22 protein-coding genes, 1 riboswitch and 1 other annotated feature are annotated in these 22313 nt (G+C 48.6%); of the genes, 11 read left to right on the forward strand and 11 right to left on the reverse strand.

The features are described from left to right. The gene (locus BM058_RS11425) at positions 1 to 1638 is read right to left on the reverse strand and encodes a putative polysaccharide biosynthesis protein (RefSeq protein ID WP_090927177.1); all 1638 of its coding nucleotides are present in this window, start codon (positions 1636 to 1638) and stop codon (positions 1 to 3) included. Positions 1639 to 1704: 66 nt separating this feature from the next. Beyond that, positions 1705 to 2118: a secondary thiamine-phosphate synthase enzyme YjbQ gene (locus tag BM058_RS11430; protein WP_090927178.1), complete on the reverse strand. Its 414-nt coding sequence runs from the start codon at positions 2116 to 2118 to the stop codon at positions 1705 to 1707. 96 nt (positions 2119 to 2214) lie between these two features. Between BM058_RS11430 and BM058_RS11435 the strand changes: the two genes are divergently transcribed. After that, a complete protein-coding gene (locus BM058_RS11435) occupies positions 2215 to 3492 on the forward strand; it encodes a BaiN/RdsA family NAD(P)/FAD-dependent oxidoreductase (protein WP_090927179.1) in 1278 nt (425 codons plus the stop codon). A 60-nt stretch (positions 3493 to 3552) separates the two neighbouring features. Here BM058_RS11435 and leuS read toward each other — a convergent pair whose 3' ends face one another. Beyond that, positions 3553 to 5976, reverse strand: a complete 2424-nt coding sequence (gene leuS, locus BM058_RS11440; protein WP_090927180.1) for a leucine--tRNA ligase — start codon at positions 5974 to 5976, stop codon at positions 3553 to 3555. An 87-nt stretch (positions 5977 to 6063) separates the two neighbouring features. Further along, positions 6064 to 6298, reverse strand: a binding site (T-box leader). Positions 6299 to 6544: 246 nt separating this feature from the next. On the opposite strand from leuS, the gene BM058_RS11445 reads away from it, so the two are divergent. The 3 genes from BM058_RS11445 to BM058_RS11455 are packed head-to-tail and all read left to right on the forward strand — an operon-like array spanning position 6545 to position 8665. Beyond that, positions 6545 to 7516, forward strand: a complete 972-nt coding sequence (locus tag BM058_RS11445; RefSeq protein WP_090927181.1) for a TIGR01212 family radical SAM protein — start codon at positions 6545 to 6547, stop codon at positions 7514 to 7516. Continuing rightward, complete coding sequence (locus tag BM058_RS11450) at positions 7513 to 8085, forward strand: class I SAM-dependent methyltransferase (RefSeq protein WP_090927182.1); 573 nt, start codon at positions 7513 to 7515, stop codon at positions 8083 to 8085. Before BM058_RS11445 ends, BM058_RS11450 begins: the two co-directional genes overlap by 4 nt. Before the next feature lie 13 nt (positions 8086 to 8098). Next, positions 8099 to 8665, forward strand: coding sequence for a beta-class carbonic anhydrase (locus tag BM058_RS11455; RefSeq protein ID WP_090927183.1), 567 nt, complete (start codon positions 8099 to 8101; stop codon positions 8663 to 8665). Positions 8666 to 8682: 17 nt separating this feature from the next. Here BM058_RS11455 and BM058_RS11460 read toward each other — a convergent pair whose 3' ends face one another. Continuing rightward, positions 8683 to 9762 (reverse strand): tetraprenyl-beta-curcumene synthase family protein, encoded by a 1080-nt coding sequence (locus BM058_RS11460; RefSeq protein WP_090927184.1) that lies wholly within the window; start codon positions 9760 to 9762, stop codon positions 8683 to 8685. Then, complete coding sequence (locus BM058_RS11465) at positions 9759 to 10565, reverse strand: alpha/beta hydrolase (RefSeq protein WP_090927185.1); 807 nt, start codon at positions 10563 to 10565, stop codon at positions 9759 to 9761. The genes BM058_RS11460 and BM058_RS11465 overlap by 4 nt, the downstream gene beginning before the upstream one ends. Positions 10566 to 10694: 129 nt before the next feature. Here BM058_RS11465 and BM058_RS11470 point away from each other — a divergent pair, with 129 nt between their 5' ends. Beyond that, complete coding sequence (locus BM058_RS11470; protein ID WP_090927186.1) at positions 10695 to 11213, forward strand: gamma carbonic anhydrase; 519 nt, start codon at positions 10695 to 10697, stop codon at positions 11211 to 11213. 144 nt (positions 11214 to 11357) lie between these two features. On the opposite strand, the gene metK is transcribed toward BM058_RS11470, so the two are convergent. Both metK and BM058_RS11480 read right to left on the reverse strand, forming a co-directional pair. After that, positions 11358 to 12566 carry a methionine adenosyltransferase gene (gene metK, locus BM058_RS11475; RefSeq protein WP_143083017.1) on the reverse strand — a complete coding sequence of 403 codons (1209 nt, stop codon included), beginning with the start codon at positions 12564 to 12566 and terminating at the stop codon, positions 11358 to 11360. Positions 12567 to 12727: 161 nt separating this feature from the next. Beyond that, a riboswitch (SAM riboswitch) is annotated at positions 12728 to 12843 on the reverse strand. 49 nt (positions 12844 to 12892) lie between these two features. Beyond that, a complete protein-coding gene (locus tag BM058_RS11480) occupies positions 12893 to 13285 on the reverse strand; it encodes a thiol-disulfide oxidoreductase DCC family protein (protein WP_090927187.1) in 393 nt (130 codons plus the stop codon). Between the two features lie 176 nt (positions 13286 to 13461). Here BM058_RS11480 and pckA point away from each other — a divergent pair, with 176 nt between their 5' ends. The 5 genes from pckA (at position 13462) to BM058_RS11500 (ending at position 18866) form a co-directional block, all read left to right on the forward strand. After that, positions 13462 to 15069, forward strand: coding sequence for a phosphoenolpyruvate carboxykinase (ATP) (gene pckA / locus BM058_RS11485; RefSeq protein WP_090927188.1), 1608 nt, complete (start codon positions 13462 to 13464; stop codon positions 15067 to 15069). A 57-nt stretch (positions 15070 to 15126) separates the two neighbouring features. Beyond that, a complete protein-coding gene (locus tag BM058_RS18280) occupies positions 15127 to 15294 on the forward strand; it encodes a hypothetical protein (protein ID WP_177195530.1) in 168 nt (55 codons plus the stop codon). A 1004-nt stretch (positions 15295 to 16298) separates the two neighbouring features. Then, a complete protein-coding gene (locus BM058_RS11490) occupies positions 16299 to 17294 on the forward strand; it encodes an ABC transporter substrate-binding protein (protein WP_090927189.1) in 996 nt (331 codons plus the stop codon). A 14-nt stretch (positions 17295 to 17308) separates the two neighbouring features. Further along, positions 17309 to 18088 carry an ABC transporter ATP-binding protein gene (locus BM058_RS11495; RefSeq protein ID WP_090927190.1) on the forward strand — a complete coding sequence of 260 codons (780 nt, stop codon included), beginning with the start codon at positions 17309 to 17311 and terminating at the stop codon, positions 18086 to 18088. After that, the gene (locus BM058_RS11500; protein ID WP_090927191.1) at positions 18057 to 18866 is read left to right on the forward strand and encodes an ABC transporter permease; all 810 of its coding nucleotides are present in this window, start codon (positions 18057 to 18059) and stop codon (positions 18864 to 18866) included. Before BM058_RS11495 ends, BM058_RS11500 begins: the two co-directional genes overlap by 32 nt. Here the strand turns inward: BM058_RS11500 and ytkD are convergent. The 4 genes from ytkD to BM058_RS11515 form a co-directional block, all read right to left on the reverse strand. Then, positions 18847 to 19332, reverse strand: a complete 486-nt coding sequence (ytkD, locus tag BM058_RS11505) for an RNA deprotection pyrophosphohydrolase (protein ID WP_090927192.1) — start codon at positions 19330 to 19332, stop codon at positions 18847 to 18849. The genes BM058_RS11500 and ytkD overlap by 20 nt on opposite strands. 45 nt (positions 19333 to 19377) lie before the next feature. Then, a complete protein-coding gene (locus tag BM058_RS11510; protein ID WP_090927193.1) occupies positions 19378 to 19869 on the reverse strand; it encodes a YwpF family protein in 492 nt (163 codons plus the stop codon). Positions 19870 to 19962: 93 nt separating this feature from the next. Beyond that, entirely contained in the window at positions 19963 to 20127 is a 165-nt protein-coding gene (locus BM058_RS18285; RefSeq protein WP_177195531.1) for a hypothetical protein, read from the reverse strand. A 166-nt stretch (positions 20128 to 20293) separates the two neighbouring features. Then, a complete protein-coding gene (locus BM058_RS11515) occupies positions 20294 to 21463 on the reverse strand; it encodes a MalY/PatB family protein (protein WP_090927194.1) in 1170 nt (389 codons plus the stop codon). 388 nt (positions 21464 to 21851) lie between these two features. Between BM058_RS11515 and BM058_RS11520 the strand changes: the two genes are divergently transcribed. Continuing rightward, the gene (locus BM058_RS11520) at positions 21852 to 22307 is read left to right on the forward strand and encodes a hemerythrin domain-containing protein (protein ID WP_177195532.1); all 456 of its coding nucleotides are present in this window, start codon (positions 21852 to 21854) and stop codon (positions 22305 to 22307) included. The last annotated feature ends 6 nt before the right edge of the window (positions 22308 to 22313 follow it).

A 22313-nucleotide genomic window follows, 5' to 3' on the forward strand; every position in this document is an offset into this window, starting at 1 on the left:
TTACGGGAAGTCTTTCGTCCGTTTTAAAAAGGAAAAACGGTCTCCTAAAATAACACCGGCCAGACCGGTTTTCACACTCAGAATAAAGTACAGCCCGGCTCCTGCTGTGACGCTGAAAAACTCAACAAGAAATGCATGATACCAGGAGTCAAGCGGAAACATCGTCTGCGCCCCTTCTTTCACAATCACAACAGCCGCTGTCATCACAAGCGTCAGTGCCGTAATTAACAGCAGCCGTCTGGCGGTTTTTCCATAATGAAATGACGTAAAACGACCGATCCCCCATATATTTATTCCAACAGCAGCACCGTAACCGGCAAGCGTACTGAAACTGCCGCCGACAGGTCCCATGTAATACAAAAACAGATAAGCGGTGGCTGCTTTTATACAAAGTCCAATAAGCAGAGAAATCACGACGTAACGCTGCCGGTTAATTCCCTGCAGAACCGCTGCTGTCACGGAAAAAATCGAGAAAAACAAGGCAGCCGGAGCGTAATACCTCAGGATATTACCGCCAAGTTCCATATCATCTATGCCAAACAGCACGGCAAAGGTAGGATAGGATAAAACCATCAGACCGGCTGAAGCCGGCACGGCGAGAAAAAGAATGACCTGATACGTCTGTGTAATCTGACGCTGCAGCAGCTCTTTGCTGCCGTTTGTAAAGGCACTCGTGATGGCGGGAATTAACGTGACCGACATCGCCGTAGCCAGTGCCACCGGTATAAGAATCAGCTTATGGGCTGAACCTGAAAAGGCACCATATGCCGCTTCCGCTTCGCCCTGTGTAAAAGCATTCGAAGCCGTCAATGCGTTATTGAACGTAAAAAGATCAATCATCTGAAACAGTGGAATCGCAAGGCCCACAAAAGACAAAGGAAGCGCGTAGGCAAGCAGCTCCTTATACATCGAAGGCAGCGAAATATTGTAATCCGCCGTACTCTGCTCCGCTTCCCGCTCCAGATGACGGTGCCGCTTCTTCCAGTACATGATCAGGACGAGCAGCGAACCAAGACCACCCACAAACGCGCCGAATGTCGCAAAACCAACAGCTGTGCCCCGCTCTCCGCCGAATATATGGAGCACGGCGAATGCCATGGCAAGTATAAAGGTGATGCGGACCACCTGCTCCACCACCTGGGAAACTGCTGTCGGCCCCATCGACTGAAAACCCTGAAAGTAACCGCGGATAATGGACATGACAGGTACTAAAAGAAGAGCCGTACTGACCATTCGTATCGTGAAAACGACAGATGACATGTCATTTCCGCCCACCGCATCCGGACTCGGAATAATCCATCCGGCGACAACCGGTGCCATAAAAAACAAACCGAGAAACACAGCAAGTCCCGTCAGGCTCATAATAACAATCCCTGACTGAAACAAACGCCGGCCTGTCCGGTAGTCCCCGAGCGCGTTGTACTTGGAAACAAATTTGGACACCGCCATCGGTACACCGAGCGTGGCAAGGCTCAATAAAATCGTATAGGGCTGATAGCCGTACTGATAAAGAGCCATCCCCTGCTGCCCGACAAGGGCAACAAAAGGAAACACAAAAATCATCCCAAGAAACTTGGATGAAAACTGGGCCAGCGACAAGATCATCGTGCCCCGTAAAAATTTATTAGAATCGGGCATGGTTTCCACTCCAATTGTCAGCGCTGAAGGTATATATCACTCGGCATTTTACCACAATCTGCATAGTTATACTTCCGTCGTATCGGTGATACCCTTCACATACATGGAACGTCTGCGTGGACCATCAAATTCGCAGAAATAAATGCCCTGCCATGTGCCGAGCACAATCTTTCCCTTTTCCACAATCAGTGTCTGCTGGGTGCCGACGGTGGACGCCTTTAGATGGGAAGCGGAATTGCCTTCACCGTGCCGGTACTTCGGATGGTTCCACGGATACACCTCATCAAGCTTCATAAGCATGTCATGCTTTACGTCCGGATCTGCGTTTTCATTAACCGTAATGCCTGCGGTTGTGTGCGGGCAGTAAACGACAAGAATACCGCTCTCCATGTTTTGTTTACGCACCCACTGCTGTATGTCTTCTGTCACATCTACCATCTCGTCATGCTGAGATGTAGAAACAGTCATTTTTTCAAACATTCAACACCCTCCTTCAGGCTTTGACAATCTCTTTCTTTCTGTATAACCTTAGCGTATCATTTATAGTAGAACTGATTAAATAAGGCGGGAATAAACATGACGTATCACACGGTTATCATCGGAGGCGGACCGGCTGGTTTAATGGCGGCCGTAGCTGCTGCACAGCACGGGGCCCGTGTCCTCATCGTTGATAAAGGGAAAAAACTGGGGCGCAAGCTTGCCATCTCCGGCGGCGGACGCTGTAACGTAACAAACCGGATGGAGCAAAAGGAATTGATTGAACACATTCCGGGAAACGGCCGCTTTATGCACAGCCCTTTTTCGATTTTTAATAATGAAGATATTATCGCCTTCTTCGAAAATCTCGGCATTGAACTGAAAGAAGAAGACATGGGCCGGATGTTTCCGGTCAATGACAAAGCCATGACCGTCGTGCAGACCCTGCTTCAGAAAATAAGGGAACTCGGGGTCGACACCCGGCTTCAGACGAAAGTGGATTCTCTCACCTTTGAAGACGGCCGTGTAACGGGTATGAAGCTTGATAACGGGGAAACGCTCGAAGCCGGCAGCGTCATTGTTGCAACCGGCGGAAAATCAGTACCCAATACCGGCAGTACCGGCGACGGCTATCCATGGGCCGAAGCAGCCGGTCACACGATTACGGAACTGTACCCAACCGAAGTTCCCATCACATCGGCGGCGTCTTTTATTCAGGAAAAAACGCTCCAGGGGCTCTCTTTGTCCAATGTCGCGCTGACTGTCTACACTCCGAAAGGGAAGAAAATAAAGACTCACCGCGGAGACATGATTTTCACGCATTTCGGTATTTCCGGCCCTATTGTTCTCCGGTGCAGCCAGTACGTTGTCAAAGCACTGAAAAAACATGAAACATCTACTATTCCGATGGGACTTTCTCTATACCCGGACACTAACACCGAAACGATGTTCCAGAGTCTTGCCGGGACTAAAAAGCAGGACGGCGCCAAAGCAGCTAAAAATGCATTAAAACATGTTGCCCAGGAGCGTCTTCTGGCTTTCTTTCTGGACCACTGCAGCATACCGGAGTCCAAGCCGCTGCAGGACGTGTCCAATGACGCCCTGCGACGTCTTGCGCAGGCCTTAACAGATTTCCGGTTTGATGTTACCGGCACTTTGTCCATCGAAGATGCATTTGTCACCGGCGGAGGCATTTCCATTAAGGAAATTCAGCCGAAACGGATGGAATCCAAAATCACCAGCGGCCTTTTTTTCTGCGGCGAAATTCTTGATATTCACGCTTACACAGGCGGATTTAACATTACCGTCGCCTTTTCCACCGGCTATACCGCCGGCCGGGCGGCAGCAGAAACCGCAGGAGCAGATGCTTTCACTTAAGTTAATGGTCCATGTAAAGAAGAGCAGCCGATCCTCCGCCGTGGAGGAACGGCTGCTCTTTTAGCCGGCTGCGACTATATTGACAAGTCTTCCCGGTATGGCAATGACTTTGCGGATGGTTTTCCCCTCAATTTCTTCGCTGATCTTTTCGTCTGCTCTGGCAATTGTTTCAAGCTGCTGTTCATCAGCATCCTTCGGTACAACCGCTTTGGAGCGTACTTTGCCATTAATCTGAAGTACAATTTCCACTTCATCTTCCACAAGCATGTTCTCGTCATACGACGGCCATGGCTCGTACGCAATAGTTCCTTCATAACCAAGAAGTTCCCATATTTCTTCAGCCAGGTGCGGAGCCACCGGAGCCAGCAGCTTAATAAAGCCTTCCATAAACGGTCTCGGGAGCTTTTCCTGTTTGTAGCTCTCATTAATAAACACCATCAGCTGGCTGATACCGGTATTAAAGCGGAGGTGGGAAAATTCTTCTGTCACCTTGTATACGGTCTTATGATACGTACGTTCAAAATCTTCAGTACCCCCGCTTTCTGTAACAGCTTCCGACAGGGCCTGTTTTTCATCGGTGAATATACGCCACACCCGGTCGAGGAAACGTCGGGCGCCGTCCAGGCCGTTTTCCGACCAGGCCACTGCAGCCTCAAGCGGTCCCATAAACATCTCATAAAGCCGCAGAGTGTCGGCTCCATGGGTTTTTATAATGTCATCCGGATTGACAACATTCCCTTTGGATTTACTCATTTTCTCATTGTTTTCCCCAAGGATCATCCCCTGGTTATACAGACGTTGAAACGGCTCTTTCGTCGGAACCACGCCGATATCGTACAGCACTTTGTGCCAAAAGCGTGCATACAGCAGGTGCAGCACGGCATGCTCGGCGCCGCCGACATAAATGTCAACCGGAAGCCATTGTTTCAGTTTTTCTTCATCCGCCAGTTTCTCCTCATTGTCCGGATCGATAAAACGAAGGTAGTACCAGCAGCTTCCCGCCCACTGAGGCATGGTGTTTGTCTCGCGGCGTCCTTTCATACCGGTAGCAGGATCCGTAACATCCAGCCACTGCTCCGCATTGGCAAGTGGAGATTCTCCGTTACCGGACGGCTTGAATTCTTCCAGCTCCGGCAGTTCCAGAGGAAGTTCATCTTCAGGAACCGGGGTGAGAGAACCGTCTTCCCAGTGAATCATCGGGATAGGTTCTCCCCAGTAACGCTGACGGCTGAAGAGCCAGTCACGGAGACGGTACGTCACTTCTTTTTTCCCTTTGCCTTCCTGTTCAAGACGTTCCGTCATTGCTGAAATGGCTTCTTCTGTATGAAGACCGTTTAGAAACCGGGAGTTGATATGAGGGCCGTCGCCTTCATAGGCCTCTTCCTTTGTATTCCCGCCTTCCACAACTTCTACAATCGGAAGATCAAATGCTGTGGCGAATTCATAGTCACGCTGGTCATGTCCCGGCACAGCCATAACTGCTCCGGTTCCGTAACTGACAAGAACGTAGTCGGCAATATAAATCGGAAGCTTTTCCTCGTTGACCGGATTAACAGCATAAGCACCAGTGAATACCCCTGTTTTCTCTTTTTGCAGTTCCATCCGCTCGAGATCGCTTTTCGTTCCGATTTCCTTCTTATAGGCATCAACAGCATTTTTTTGTTCATCGGTTGTAATTTCATCAATCAGCTCATGCTCCGGTGCCAGCACACAGTATGTCGCACCGAATAATGTATCCGGCCGGGTTGTGAAAGCGGTGAATTTCTCATCATGACCGTCGATGTCAAAATATACTTCCGCGCCCTCGGAGCGGCCGATCCAGTTCCGCTGCATATCTTTAACGCTCTCCGGCCAGTCGAGATCTTCCAGATCTTCAAGAAGGCGGTCGGCATATTCGGTGATTTTGAGCATCCACTGCTTCATCGGCCTGCGTTCCACCGGATGGTCCCCGCGTTCACTGCGGCCGTCAATCACTTCTTCATTGGCGAGTACCGTTCCAAGTGCAGGGCACCAATTCACCGCCACCTCATCGACATAAGCCAGTCCCTTTTTGTAAAGCTGGATAAAAATCCACTGCGTCCATTTATAATAGGAAGGATCCGTTGTATTAATTTCACGGTCCCAGTCATAGGAAAACCCGAGTGCCTTGATCTGGCGTTTAAAAGTTTCAATGTTGGCCTGGGTGAAATCCCCGGGATTCTTTCCGGTATCCAGAGCAAACTGCTCCGCCGGAAGACCGAACGCATCCCATCCCATCGGATGAAGCACCTGGTACCCCTGCATCCGCTTCATTCGGGAAATAATATCAGTTGCGGTATATCCTTCCGGATGTCCGACGTGCAGACCTGCGCCTGATGGATACGGGAACATATCAAGCGCGTAAAATTTGCTGTCTGCTTCCGGATAATCCGGTGTTTTGAAAATATGATTGTTTTCCCAATACTGCTGCCATTTCTTTTCGATATCCTGGTGGGGAAAAGCCATTGTGTATGTACCTCCTTTAATTTCCTTTGTGTTTTACTTGAACCCGCGTATGTATCCATTAAAAACCTCCCGCCCCTACCTGCTTCCTATAGGGACGAGAGGTTGTTCTTTCAGCTTCCATTCCCGCGGTGCCACCCTGATTGGCATGCGTATCCCGCACGCCCGCTCTTCGATATCCCTAACGCGGATGCACGGCAGAAGGTACTGCTCATTCTCTTCTGCAACTTAAAGGAGAGTTCACAGTTTCCTTCGTACGGCTTCCAGCCTCCGCCGTCTCTCTGTCACCCGGTTCCCTGCTACTATTCCTTGTCAACGTTGTTCCTGTATGAATAAAGCATATTTGCAGATTCTGTTCAATACTTGGTATTTTATGAACTTCCATGCTGTCTGTCAAGATTGGTCAGGACACATTGTCAAAACCACGTTGTTTAACAGCATATTACCTATCTTACCATATTACACGCCCGTCTTGAAGAAGGCAAACGGGACCATATAAGTGTCTGTTTGGATGTGAAGAGGAATCGTGCTAAAATACAGAAGTATAGCGTGTAGAAGGAGAGATTCAATCATGACGCTGAATGAACAGGATCAGCTCCCCCTGAAATGGGGAGAAAAACGTTATCATACATGGAACCACCATCTGCGCAGTCATTTCGGTGAAAAGATTTTTAAAATTCCTCTCGATGGAGGGTTCACGTGCCCGAACCGGGACGGAAAGGCTGCATCCGGAGGCTGCACCTTCTGTTCGGCCCGCGGTTCCGGAGATTTCGCAGGTGACCGGCGTGATGATCTGGTGAAACAGTTTCACGAGATTAAAGACCGGATGCACCAAAAATGGAAAAACGGAAAATATATCGGTTACTTCCAGGCATTCAGCAATACGTACGCACCGGTAGAGGAACTGCGTGAGATGTTTGAAGTTATTCTCGAACAGGACGGGGTTGTCGGTCTCGCCATAGCGACCAGACCGGACTGCCTGCCTGATGATGTCGTTGAGTATCTCGCTGAACTGAATGAACGGACCCACCTCTGGGTCGAACTCGGCCTGCAGACCGTTCATGAAAGTACAGCCGACCTGATTAACCGGGCCCACGACTTTGAATGCTATAAAGAAGGAGTGAACAAACTCCGCGCCCATGGCATCCGTGTCTGCTCCCACATTATCGACGGACTGCCGCAGGAATCCTATGAGATGATGAAAGAAACTGCGGCGGAAGTGGCAAAGCTTGATGTACAAGGCATTAAAATCCACTTGCTGCATCTATTGAAACATACCCCTATGGTTCATCAATACGAACAGGGACTGCTGGAATTTATGGACATGGAAGAATACGTGAATCTTGTCGTTGACCAGATTGAGCTGCTTCCGCCGGAGATGGTCATTCACCGCTTGACCGGGGACGGCCCTGCCGACCTTCTGATCGGTCCGATGTGGAGCCTGAACAAATGGGAAGTTCTAAATGCCATCGATGCGGAGCTTGAGCGCCGTAACAGCTGGCAGGGAAAATATCACCAGCCGGAGGCAGCCCTCTCGCGATGACAATACCCGATGTGCTTGCATTTGCCAAAGAATGGATGGGAAGGGTACTCGAAAACGGCGATACAGCCATTGACGCCACCGCAGGAACCGGCCGGGATACGCTTCATCTCGCACACTGTGTCGGCAGCAGCGGACATGTGTTCAGTTTTGATATTCAGACAGAAGCACTGGAACAGACGAAACAGCGTCTCGAACAACATCAGCTGCATGAGCGGACGACTTTGATAAACAAAGGCCATGAGAACGCAGCGGCACAAATCCCATCAGAACACCGCGAAAAACTAAAAGCAGCAGTCTTTAACCTCGGTTACCTTCCCGGCGGGGACAAAACGATCACCACCCGGACGGAAACAACGATACAAGCCATATCGCAGCTGCTTGATATCATAAAATCCGGAGGCCTTCTTTTCGTCGTCGTTTATCCGGGACATCCTGAAGGTAGAATGGAAAAAGACAAACTGGAAGAATACGCTGCCGCGCTGCCTCAAAGAGATATACAGGTGCTGCGTTATGAATTTATGAATCAAGTGAACCAGCCCCCTTATTTATTTATTTTTGATAAAAGATAGGAAGTGAATGTATATGACAATCATTGATTCCATGCTTTCTTTTAATGAAAAATTTGTGGAAGGAAAAGAGTACGAGCCCTTACAGACGTCCAAGTTTCCGGACAAGAAAATTGTTATTTTGACGTGTATGGACACTCGGCTCATTGAGCTGCTCCCCCGGGCATTAAATCTGAAAAACGGAGACGCAAAAATTGTCAAAAACGCCGGTGCAATCGTGACCGATCCCTATGACAGCATTATGCGCAGCATCATTGTCGCGCTTTATGCCCTTAAAGCCGACGAAGTTGCCGTCATCGGTCATTACGGGTGCGGCATGACCGGCCTGACTTCCGATGATATCTTCAGCCAGGCCGAAGCCCGCGGTGCCGATACCGCCCGGCTGCAGGAAGCAGCCTACGCCGGTGTCGATTTGGACAAGTGGATGCGCGGATTCAACGATGTCGAAGAAAATGTGAAAAACAGCGCTGATATCATAAGGAATCATCCCCTGCTGCCGGAAGGAACACCCGTTCACGGCCTTGCCATCTCCCCGGACACAGGCGGACTCACCGTTATTGAAAAAGCAGCGGCTTCCCAGTGAAGCCGCTGCTTTTTTTGTTACCCGTATATCAATTTGGAATTCCGTCTGTAGACCCAGGTGTTAATGTAAAAGAACGCAGCCGGCAGTCCGCCGAAGCGGATGAATTGTTTGGCTGTTTTTTTCATTGATGGCTCTGTCTGTACTTTCTCATCTGCCAGATAAATCGCAAATAATCCTTTGACAATTAATGAATGAAATGCAGCATCCGGCAGTTTCCGCACTTTCTTCTCCGCCTCTTTCTTAAAGTAACGAACCCTCTCCACCATTTCTTCTTCGTCTTCATACTGCGCACAGAAATTAAGTTCATCATCAGCGATGTCTTCCTGCTGATCAATAAAGTAATCCAGTAGAATATGAACACCCTGCACATACGGGAAGTAAACCGATTTGATCGACCGGGCCTGTACGTCTGCCAGGTGGGATCTGGCAGCGTAAGCTCCAAGCGCGTAGATTCCAAGAGTTGAACCGGTACAGGCATTGAATTCGTACCAGCGGATATCAGGAAACTCCTCTTTGACTTCATCAAACCAGGCGGTTAATCTCGGCACACGCTCTTCTTTTTGAACATGCTTATGAACCTGAAGGGTCCTGTAGTAATGAGATAATTCCTCCATGTACTCTTTTGCATTCCAAAAGCCGGGAAACGTCACAAGATTAGACTGGCAGGTTTCCACTAATTCTTTCAAATAATCTCCGTCATCCTGATCTTCCCGGTAAAAATAATAATTTTCCACCTCCTGCCCCGGCTCAAGGGCATGCTGCAACGCTTTGTGAAGCATATGAAAATCGTCGGGATTCTGAGATTCGCTCCAGTCGCATAGTCCGTCCAGGTAATCGCAGATCGTCTGGTATGCAATGATAAACTGAAGGATGTTTTCCTGTCTGCTCTCCGGAGCAAACATGGCATACACTCCGCCGCCTTCACAGTGGAAAGCTTTATTTTCTATGCTTATTAAAGCCTGTCTCCGCAGTTCGGGGTTCGGGATCTGCTCTGCTTTTTCCCGCCACTGTCCGAGCATACGGTGCACCTTGGGAATAACCTCCCGGTAAATGGTGTACATCATGGTCCATGGCGTTGCTGGTACGTTCACTGTCATCCTTCTTCCCCCTCTATTGTCTTTTCAAGGCGCTGCTCTGCAAAGTGCATCAGGAACCTGAATACATCTTCGCGCTCCGGCTCATGAAGCAGCTCATGATACAGTCCTTTCCATTCCCGGTACGCGCAATCTGAGATGTGAAGCTGATTAAACCATCGCCGTACCGAAGACCCATCTACAATGTAATCCTCTCCGGCCTGCATCACCAGGGTGGGAACATCGGGATAATAATCCGGATAAAGTTGAGCCTGTTTTACAGCTTTCGTTAATTCCCGGTACCACCGGAGTGTTACCGTCGATACGATTAAATCATCCTGCCTGAAAGCAGCTCTTGTCTCTTCATGTCTTGTGAGCAGCTCTGCTGTGATCCCTGATCCGGCCCGCAACGAAGGAGTCACGCGGTGCAGCACTTTCGAGGCAAGTTCCACTCCCCTGTTTGGAGAGTCCGCCAGTCCAAGACACGGGGAGGAAAGAATAACTCCCTGAACCGGCAGATATTTTTCCATCAAAGCCCGTACCGCAATTAATCCTCCCAGACTGTGTCCGAACAGAAACACCGGAACATCAAGCGCGGCTGCCTCTTTATACCAGTTGTACACGGCATCTATGTACTGATCAAAACGGTCAATGTGACCTCTTTTTCCTCTCGTTTTACCGTGCCCCGGCAGATCACCGGCAACAACATGAAAACCCCGGCTGTTCAGACGATTTATCCATTCCCTGTAACGGCCGTGATGTTCACCGACTCCATGAATCAGCACTATGGTACCGCGTGGTTTGTCCGTTAACCATGTATTTATCATCTTATTTGTTCCTGCCTTTCCATCGCTGCATCGAACTTGAACCATTACTTCCCTATCCATTTTACTATGATTTTTGCTAAACTTACATTAAAGTCAGTAAAATTCTATGAAGGATCAGGAGGTTCCACCATGCTCTATGATTATAAAGGAAAATTTCCGGACATCGCAGATTCCGCTTACATAGCTGATTATGTGACCATTACCGGAGATGTGAAAATCGGCGAAGAATCAAGTGTCTGGTTCAACACGGTGATCCGCGGAGATGTTGCTCCCACTATTATCGGTAATGGTGTCAATATTCAGGACCAGTCCGTTCTCCATCAAAGTCCAAAAAACCCCCTGATTGTTGAAGATGACGTTACCGTCGGTCATATGGTCATCCTGCACAGCGCCATCATACGAAAAAACGCATTGATCGGAATGGGGGCCAAGATTCTGGACCGTGCAGAAATCGGGGAAGAAGCTTTTATTGGTGCCGGTTCCCTTGTACCGCCGGGAAAGGTGATTCCACCGCGCACTCTCGCCCTTGGAAGTCCTGCCAGGGTGGTCCGTGATTTGACCGATGAGGACTTGAACGAAATGCACCGTGTTCAGCAGTCCTATGTAGAAAAAAGCAGATACTACAAAGAATTGATGTCTGATTCCTGAACCGTCATTCCATTGTATATCCCGCTCCGCCCGTTCAAACAGATGCAGTATAAAGAATCCGGACGATGCCGCATTCTATAGAGAATGTTATCCACACGTCCGGATTTTGGTCTTGGTGTATTCACTTCATGCAGGCTTATTTTTTCATCTGTTCTGCGCGGCCTGTTCTTTCAGTGCCCCGGCCTTGTCAACAGATTCCCACGGCAGTTCCACATCTGATCTGCCAAAATGACCGTAAGCTGCAGTCTGCCGGTAAATCGGCCGTCGCAGATCGAGCATTTTTATAATGCCTGCCGGCCGGAGGTCAAAGTTGCTGCGGACAAGTTCGGCCAGAATTTCTTCGGACACTTCCGCCGTACCAAACGTTTCCACCGAGACGGAGACAGGACGTGCCACGCCGATCGCATAGGCAAGCTGCACTTCGCATTTTTCGGCAAGTCCCGCCGCAATAATATTTTTAGCAGCATAGCGGGCGGCGTAAGATGCGGAACGGTCCACTTTTGTCGCATCTTTTCCAGAAAAAGCTCCGCCACCATGACGGGCATAACCACCGTACGTATCGACGATGATTTTCCTCCCGGTCAATCCGGCATCTCCCTGCGGACCGCCTATGACGAAGCGTCCGGTCGGATTAATAAAATAATTCGTCTCTTCATCAAGAAAGTGCTCCGGAACGACTGGTTGAATAACGTGTTCTTTCAAATCTCTCTCTATCTCATCTAGGGATATATCAGCATGGTGCTGCGTAGAAATAACAATGGTCTCCACCCGCAGCGGCTTTCCATCTTCGCCGTACTCCACCGTCACCTGGGTTTTCCCGTCCGGACGAAGGTAAGGGATAGTACCATCATTTCTTACTTCTGTCAGACGGCGGGCCAGCTTGTGTGCCAGCGAAATCGGAAGCGGCATCAGTTCCGGCGTTTCATTATCGGCATAGCCGAACATTAACCCCTGGTCACCGGCACCAATCGCCTCCAATTCTCCTTCGGTCATCTGCCCTTCTCTTGCTTCGAGCGCCTGGTCCACTCCCTGGGCAATATCAGAGGACTGTTCGTCAATCGAAGTAAGGACAGAGCACGTTTCGTGGTCAAATCCGTACTTGGCTCTTGTATAGCCTATTTTTTTGAGCGTATCCCTTACAATGCTTGGAATATCCACGTATGTTGAGGTTGTGATTTCGCCGGCTACCAGAACAAGCCCGGTGTTCACAACCGTTTCGCAGGCCACCCTGGCATTGGGATCTTTCGATATAATTTCATCCAGTATGGCATCGGAGATCTGATCACAGATTTTGTCCGGATGCCCTTCTGTTACTGATTCTGATGTAAACAAACGTCTTCCATCCGTAGACACTTGTACTGCCTCCCCTTCACGTTAGATTGTTACGGCACTCATTCCCTATGTTCCAATTCTTAAAGACGAGCAGGCGTAAACAGTGTTTCTATCCCATGAAAACATAAAGACCCCTTTTCCATGGCGAGGAAAAGGGGTCTCGATCCGTTCACCTTTTTCGCCTCTTATCTTCCAAGACGTTATTCCGTCTTTCCAGGTTAGCACCTTTGCCTCCTGCAAGAGGAGGATGGTTGCCGGGCTTCAAAGGGCCTGTCCCTCCACCAGCTCGGGATAAGAGTATCCGTTCAACAGTTATAGTATCGTACAACAAGGATTGTGTCAAATAATCAGCGCTTGATGCCGCAGGTTCCGGAATCACACGTTGCTCCTGAGAATGTATGGCGGTTGCGGGCGACAACCCGGTACAGTTTCTCACCAATCTGATCCGCTCCGGGCAGGTGAAATAACAAAGACGCCCACTTTCCGGCTGGAAGCAGCTGCACGATGCGCTTCACCGCCGCAAATCCGGTATAAAGGTACGTATTATTTTCCAGGAGATGCATCGCTTCCTGTACATTCCGTCCTTTTAACAGTGGGTACTTTTCCAGTGTATCGGGATCTTGAATATCGAGCCACGTAATCATTCCAGTGTGGTCTCTTTTTTCGATGATGCGTTTGGACTCCCGGCAGATGCCGCAGCTTTGATCGTAAAAGACGATGATGGAGGACAAATGATTCATAGAGAACCCTCCTGTTTTGTTTCATTTAGTATAACATATTTTTTCCCTTTGTCCGTTCCTTTTGAAACAAAGATAAGCATAACATTTTTTAATAAAAAGTATAGACTGTTAAGCGAAATGTGTTATACTATTTCGTAACAAAAACAATATTCTGATAAAAGAAAGGATTTTCCGCCATGATGTCGTCCCGTTTTTCCAACCCTTTAACCCGTGTACTGGAAGGTGAAAACGTGCAGATGGATCTTCCTGTGTCCCGTTTAGTCGAAACGTCCCTTTCCAGGGGAGAAGGAGCACTCTCTTCAAACGGTGCACTTTCTGTTGAGACAGGAGAATATACCGGCCGGTCTCCAAAAGATAAATTCATCGTTCATGACAGCGCTTCCGCAGAAAAAGTGGATTGGGGAAATGTCAACCGGCCGATCAGCCGGGAAGTGTTCTCATCGTTGTTTGATCAGATGATCGAACATTTAGAAAATAAGGAAGAGCTGTTTGTCACAAACGGGGCAGCAGGAGCGGATGCTTCCTACCAACTGCCAATCCGGGTGATCAATGAGTTTGCCTGGCACAATTTGTTCGCCCGTCAATTATTTCTGCGTTCAACCGGCCCTGACCGTGATACAGGCATGGAACCTTTCACTATTATCAGCGCCCCTCAGTTTAAAGCAGATCCTGAGCAGGACGGCACCGATTCGGAAACCTTTATCATCCTTTCGTTTGAAGAACGGGTTATCTTAATCGGAGGTACAGAATATGCCGGAGAAATGAAAAAATCGATTTTTTCCGTTATGAATTACCTTCTTCCCGAGCAGGATGTTCTGCCTATGCACTGTTCTGCCAATGTTGGAGAAGAAGGAGATACTGCCCTTTTCTTTGGATTGTCCGGCACGGGTAAAACCACGTTGTCAGCCGATCCGCACCGGTATTTAATCGGTGATGATGAGCATGGCTGGTCGGACAACGGTATCTTCAACATCGAAGGCGGCTGCTATGCCAAATGCGTCAATTTGTCAAAGAAAAAAGAACCACAAATCTGGAATGCCATCCGTTTCGGGGCGGTGCTTGAAAATGTTCATGTCGATCGTACCACTGGCGATCCGGACTACACGCACACCGATTTAACGGAAAATACACGTGCAGCGTACCCGATCGACAATATACCAAATGCGCTTGAAACGAGCGCCGCCGGCCATCCATCAACGATTATTTTCCTTACCGCTGATGCGTTTGGTGTCCTGCCGCCGATCAGCAGGCTCACAAAAGAACAGGCGATGTACCACTTTCTGAGCGGATACACGAGCAAACTCGCTGGCACAGAACGCGGAATTACCGAACCGGAAGCCACGTTTTCCACGTGCTTTGGATCACCTTTTCTCCCGCTTGACGCCTCTGTCTATGCCCAAATGCTCGGTGCGAAGATGGAACATCACGGAACGCAGGTCTTTCTTGTAAATACAGGCTGGTCCGGCGGTCCATACGGAACTGGAGAGCGGATCAATCTTTCCTATACCAGAGCAATGATTCAAGCTGCTCTGGAAGGGGATCTGCAATCGTCTGAGATGACAACCGAACCGGTATTTGGGCTGCACATTCCCCTGCAGTGCCCGGGTGTTCCGGATGAACTGCTGCAGCCGGCCTCAACCTGGGAGGATAAGCAGGCTTATGCAGAGAAAGCAAAAGAACTGGCCCATCGTTTTGAAAACAACTTCCTGAAGTTCACCAATGTCTCCCAGGCTGTCCAGGATGCGGGGCCTTCCAGCCGCACCGCAGAAACGGCAGGCCGCTGAACAGGACGACGAAACTGAGATAAAACGCTGGGACAAAACCTCTAAAAGAAGCGAAAAATGGAGCTGTATCAAAAGGTGCAGCTCCTTTTCTGTAATATAGAAAATTCATCCCAGGCAGAACAGAACCCGTTTGCCGGAATCGAAACTGCACCTGAGCTGCTCCGCGGTGTGACCACGACGCCAGCCGGTATAACGGAGGGAACAGCTCTGGCAGTACAGATGTAGAAAAATGCAGGCGTTTGTTTGTTGCGTTCAAGTTGGGGGACGGACGTTCAATAGGTTCTAAGGCACTTTAGGGGGTTCCGTGCTTCCTTAAACGTCGTTCGGCATGACGCCGGAGGCACTTTAGAGCCCCCGGTGCACCCCTGAACGTCACTAGGAAGAATTCCGAAAGCACTTTAGAGGGTTTCGTGCCCCGGTAAACGTCATTAGGAACGAATCAAGGCTGCGTGCAGCGGGAAATGAACGGGCCGACGCAGCAACGAGCGCCTGCCGTTGCAGGAAAAGGAAGAGAAATAGTCCCGGAGGCACTTTAGGGGGAACAGAGTCCCCCTAAACGTCGTTCGGCTTGACGCCGGAGACACTTTAGAGGGTCCGGTGCACCCCTGAACGTCACTAGGAAGAATTCCGAAAGCACTTTAGAGGGTTCCGTGCCCCCGTAAACGTCACTAGGAACGAATCAAGGCTGCGTGCAGCGGGAAATGAACGGGCCGACGCAGCAACGAGCGCCTGCCGTTGCAGGAAAAGGGTGAGAAATAGTCCCGAAGGCACTTTAGGGGAAACAGAGTCCCCCTAAACGTCGTTCGGCATGACGCCGGAGGCACTTTAGAGGGTCCGGTGCACCCCTGAACGTCACTAGGAAGAATTCCGAAAGCACTTTAGAGGGCTTCGTACCCCGGTAAACGTCATTATCCTGTGGAAGTTATGTCACGTGCGAATGCCGACCCTGACCGCACATCCTGTGTGGGGAGTCGCGCCTCGTGCTGTTCGGAGCAGGAGGCGAAGCATTTTGGCTCCGCTGCCATGTGGGTTCTAAACAGAAACAAAAGACGTTCGTGTTTTGTTTCTACATCTTTCATTTGTCCCAAATTCCTATTCATAGAACGAAGCGTTTCCGATTATCAAATAGATAGTCGGAAGCGTTTTTTATTGTTTTCGTTTCAGCGGCGCACGCGCACCGGGCCTCTGTCATAAGCTGTACTACGAGCAGCGGGAGGAGGCCCTGAAAAATGAAAAAAAGTATTAAAATTCTACTGTGTACCATGTTGACTGCCGGCAGTATGCTTGCAGGCTGTTCATCCCAGCAGGATAAAACGACGGTGGAGCTTGCCGAAGTGACACGTTCTATTTTCTATGCCCCATTATATGCAGCAATGGAAAAAGGATTTTTTGAAGAGGAAAACATAGATATAGAGCTTACGACAACATGGGGCGGCGACAAAACGATGACAGCTCTGCTTTCAGAAGGAGCCGATATTGCCCTTGTCGGAGCGGAAACCTCCATCTATGTCAATTCCCAGGACCCGGCGGAGCCCATCATTAATTTCGCGATGCTCACCCGGACCGACGGCACTTTTTTAATGGCGCGGGAAGAACCGGACAATTTTCAGTGGGAAGACCTGAACGATTCAGTCTTTCTCGGACAACGTAAAGGCGGGATGCCGCAGATGACCGGAGAATATGTACTCAAGCACAATGACATCGATCCCCATGAAGATCTCGAGCTGATCCAGAACGTGGATTTCGCCAATATCGCGAACTCTTTTGCATCCGGCACCGGAGATTACGTCCAACTGTTCGAACCACAGGCCACAAAATTTGAACAGGAAGGCATCGCGCATATCGCTGCGTCATTCGGAGAAGAATCCGGCCCTATTCCTTATACCGTATTCATGGCCGAGCAGAGTTTCTTTGAAAACGATGAGGAGACAGCACTTCGTTTCACCCGCGCGCTGTACCGGGCACAGCAGTGGATCTATGAGGCTTCACCCGAGGAAATAGGTACTGTGCTTGCCCCGTATTTTGATGATACTCCGGAATCCACAATTGCCGACGCCGCTGTCAGATACCGGAGCCAGCGTTCTTACGCCGAAACACCACTGCTTCCGGAAGAGGCATGGAATAATCTGCAGAATATTATGGAAGAAGCCGGTGAACTGCCTGAACGGTCTGATTATGATAAATATGTAGACACAACAATCGCCGAAACGGTTACGGAAAAGTAAAAGGAGGACGCCATATGCTTGCCCTGCAGGAAATTGAAAAGATTTATTTCACGGATGAACATGCGGTGAGGGCTGTTACAGACATTACCCTTACCGTCAAAAACGGGGAATTTGTTTCTTTTATCGGACCAAGCGGATGCGGTAAAACGACATTATTGTCCATAATAGCGGGGCTGCTCGAACCAACTTCCGGAACCATTTTTATGAATAACCATAAGATGGAAGGGTACTCAAAAGAAACCGGATATATGCTGCAGCAGGATTATCTTTTTCCGTGGCTGACCATCCGTCAGAATGTGGAACTCGGTCTTGTCATCACAGGCCTTCACACCCCGGAAACATCATCCAGAACCATGCAGCTTTTGGAACAGCTTGGTCTTGGAGACAAAGCGGATGTCTTTCCTGCCGAACTGTCCGGAGGGATGCGGCAGCGGGCTGCCTTGGTACGCATGCTTGCCCCCGAGCCGTCTCTGCTGCTTTTGGATGAACCATTTTCTGCGCTTGATTACCAGACGAAGCTGAAGCTTGAAGATCTTGTCTCCATCACATTGAAAAACCAGCACAAAACGGCGGTTCTTGTCACCCATGATTTAAGCGAGGCTATCGCCATGTCGGATCGTATCTTTTTATTTGAATCCAATCCCGGCACCATTCATCATACGTTTGACGTACCGGAAATGCTCAGAAGCCTGTCCCCTTTTGAAACAAGAAACCATCCCTCGTTTCATTCTTACTTCCAGAAAATATGGGAGGAGTTGGAGAATGTTGAATCACAGTATCAAGACTCAACATAGGCTGTACCTGCAACAAAAAACAAAAGAAAAACGTCGTGTTTTATGGACCCAGTCTATGCTTGCCGTCACATTCTTTATTTTATGGGAAGCAGCTTCGCGGCTTGCCTGGATTGATCCTCTTATTTTCAGTATGCCGAGTCAAATCGGTCTTCTTTTTCTGGAAAAAGTGAGCGACGGTTCCCTGCTCGTCCATACTTCCATCACACTGGCCGAAACGGCAGCCGGTTTTCTCCTTGGGAGTGCCGGCGGGGCATTGGCCGCTTTTCTGCTTTGGTGGTCTGCCTTTTTTTCCAAGGTGTTCGACCCTTACCTTGTCATTTTGAATGCCATGCCGAAAGTAGCTCTGGGACCTATTATTATTGTTATTTTCGGACCGGGGATCCTTTCGATTATTGCGATGGCTACCCTGCTTTCCATTGTCATAACAACAATTGTTGTGTATCACGCTTTTCAGCAGGTGGATGACAATTACAAAAAAGTACTGCTTACGTTTGGAGCCACCAAAAAACAGCTGTTTCATTACGCTGTTCTGCCAGCCTGCTACCCAACCATCATTTCCACCATGAAGGTGAATGTCGGTTTGGCATGGGTAGGGGTGATTGTAGGAGAGTTTCTTGTAGCGAAACAAGGGCTTGGTTACATGATTATATACGGTTTTCAAGTGTTTCAGTTCCGCCAGGTTATGCTCAGCCTGATTGTCATTGCCGTGCTGGCTGCCGTTATGTACAAAAGCATTGAAGCCCTGGAGCGGTTTTTAATCAGTCGGAGAGGGCGGTAAGTTTTCGTTTTTTAATTTGATGCAGTGCCTTTGGCAGAACATCATCTTTCATAATAAAACTGTAGTTCTTATCCGGCTCCCGGGGAAGCTGTTGGAGCTGAACCGGTCCCATCGTTTCCAGGTAATCTTCTCTAATCTGTATTTGCTGCACGTCAGCAAAGTAAACATTCTTCACGATCGTTTCGGCACGGCCTTTGACTTTATACTGTCCAAGCTGAGTAATATGGTTTACGATTCCACCCGTTTCTTCCCATACTTCCCGTTTGGCTGCTTCTTCAGGGGATTCCCCTGCTTCCACCTTACCTCCCGGAAATTCAAGACCTCTTCGTGGATGGCGGGTAAGAAGCCACTGCTTTTCATAGCGGCAGATAACCCAGACGTGCCCCGGACGGTGGGAAAACGGTTCTTTGCTGAACGACAGCTCTACTTCATTGTTGTAATAATCCCGAAACGTAAAAGTTTTCATTTCAGATCGTCCTTATTCATTTAATTGCGTTCGGATGCTGGTTGTCTATTTTTTACTGCGGCTCTCCGTGGATCCCAGTTGTTCATAAATACGGGCCGCGGCCTGTTTAGACCATTTTCCCTGGTCCTGCTTTCGTTGATAGAATTCGGACAGCATGTCATGACCGGAATAGCCTTCTTCAATCAGTCCTTCAAGAATCATGTTGGAAACGTCATCTTTGCCGGAAGCCATGACGGCATCAAATATGACACTGATTCGACTTTCAAGGGGGACAATACTCCTTACGCGGCCTGTCATCAAGGCGGGATCATTGTGTGTATCGGTGATAACCACTTCAAGAACCATCTGCCTTTCTGCTTCCATTTTCGGACGAAACGTTTCCTCCTCCGACTGCGGGAGAACCGCTTCAATCAACCATGATTTATTACGCTCTTCCCTGTTTATAATCAACCCTTCCTGCAAAGGAACACGATAGGAATATACATCCTTTTCCTCTTTAAGCAGCAGAAACAGGGAGACGAGACGGAATGTTTTCATTTGGTCGTTTCTCCTTTCAGGACGTAGTGAAAAAAGCTGTCTTCCAAAAGAGAAACTTTGGAAACAGCTTTTTTGCACTTCCGCTTTATTTACCTAACTTTCCGTCTTCATCATTAGGTTTTTTTCCATGCCGGCCTTATCTAACTGCTGCTGTCTTTCTGCCATCCAATGAATCATTTCTTTTTCATCGACTGTCAGTGCACGTCCGAGCTCACATTCGAATTCTCTCTGAAGCTCTTTCGCAGCATCATTTTGCATTATGAACGGCCCCTTTTCCTACGCACAGAATGTTGGACGAATCATTTGTATACTTAAGCATTCTATTCGATACAATCTTCCGTCATTCCTGCCGGCAGAAAAACTTATCCTGAGATTTTTCCGGCATGAAAAGCAGCCGGAAGGAAGGAGAGATGAAGCCGGTTTGTTATGCCATCAAGCGGTCATAGGCTTCTTTCAGGCGGCGGAGCCCTTCTTCCAGTGTCTCACGCGGGCAGGCTGCATTCATGCGGACAAAACCTCCCCCTTCTTTACCAAAGTTCGGACCATCACTGAGTGCGAGTTTAGCATCACTGCGAAGCCACTGTTCCAATTCCTTGTTTTCCATATTCAACCCGTGCATATCTATCCAGATTAAGTACGTACCTTCCGGCTTTATCACTTTTACTTCCGGCATTTCATTTTCTACGTACTGTTTTACATGCTGCACGTTGTCTTTCACATACTCAAGCATCTGTTCAAGCCATTCTTCTCCGTGGCGGTACGCAGCCTCAGCAGCAGCACTTGCGAGCGGATTATTAATACCAACGAATTCCCGCTGAAGGTGATTTTCATAGGCCTTTTTGGATTCACTGTTTTCAAACACAACGTAAGAAAGCTGCAGAGAAGCAAGATTAAAGGTTTTGCTCGGTGCCAGGCAGGTCATCGTTTCGACATCTTTGCCTGCTGCTGCTTTGGAAAACGGTGTATGTTTACCTTCAAGGATAATATCTGCATGAATTTCATCGGAAACGACCAGCACACCGTGTTTTTCAGCCAACTCAGCGAGTTTTGTTAATTCCTCTTCCGTCCATACCCGTCCGATTGGATTGTGTGGACTGCAGAGAATCATCATTTCCGCTTCTTTCATTTTTTCTTCCAGATCTTCAAAATCCATTGTGAACCCTTCTTCCGTTTCCTGAAGAGGATTGCGGAGGAGATTGCGCTCATTGTTATTGACAAGCGCATAGAAAGGAAAATACACAGGCGGCTGAATAATAATGCCGTCTCCTTTTTCAGTAAACGTCTGTATAATATGGCTTATCGCTGGTACAACGCCTGGAGTGAAGACAATCTGTTCAGCAGATACACTCCAGTCAAATCTATGTTTAAGCCAGGATGTGGTGGCATCAAATAGAGAATTCGGACGGCGGTGGTAACCGAACACCCCGTGGTTGATGACCTCGTGCATAGCATCGAGTACCGGTTTCGGCGCTTGAAAGTCCATATCCGCAACCCACATCGGCCAAAGATCATCGGCTCCATAAACATCCGGGTAAAAGTCCCATTTCATCGAATTTGTCTGTTCTCTATCTATCACGTTCTGAAAATCCATCATACTTCCTCCTTGTCTGCCCGTCGGCTTCCCAAGCTAAATTGCTCTTTTGTTTAGTGTGCCTTTTTTCGTCCTTTTTTTCAAGCTATCCACACAGAAGAAGAAAAAGAAAAGTACCGGCGTTGTGTATAGTACAGCCCGGGTCAAATGAGAATTTTCTGCTGCCTGCGTTCTTCTGTCAACCTGCGGATGCCGGCCCCGGAATGCCAATATTCCTTTATCGATTATTTTCTTATCGTTTCAGGGGTGAGAACATATATGAATATCCTTTATAATACCACTAAGGTCTCTTATGAATACCGGGACACAATCAGTCTCTGATTTCACAGCTTGTTCACGGCATATGCTCAAGCATCGTTTCAGGTCAGGCGATAAAAACGGAGGGAACTTTATGACGGAGAAAAAAGGAATCCAACGACACGAATCATTACATTCTTTGTCCCACCATCACCATGAAGGCTTGTTTTTAGCATTGAACTTAAAGCGGGTGGAAACAAAAAAAGCCCGTTATTCTCTGGAACAAACAGCAGCCGATGTGAAAAATTTCTGGGTCCCGGGTGGAAAACAGCACTTCCGCGAAGAAGAAGAAATCTTACTCCCGGCTTATGCAGAATATGGACCGGTGGATCTCCCGGAAATTAAAACGATGCTGGTCGACCATATCCGGATCCGGGCTATGATGGAATCCATTATCCATAACGACACCCCTTCCCCCGACGCGATGCATGAACTGGGGGAACGACTCGAAACGCATATCCGGTTGGAAGAGCGGGTGATTTTTCCATATATTGAAGAAACACTTCCAGAAGAAAAACTTCAGGAACTGGCCCGCCGCCTTGAAGGATGAAAAAAT

It is taken from the genome of Salibacterium qingdaonense, from assembly GCF_900114715.1.
Classification (GTDB): Bacteria; Bacillota; Bacilli; order Bacillales; family Marinococcaceae; genus Salibacterium; species Salibacterium qingdaonense.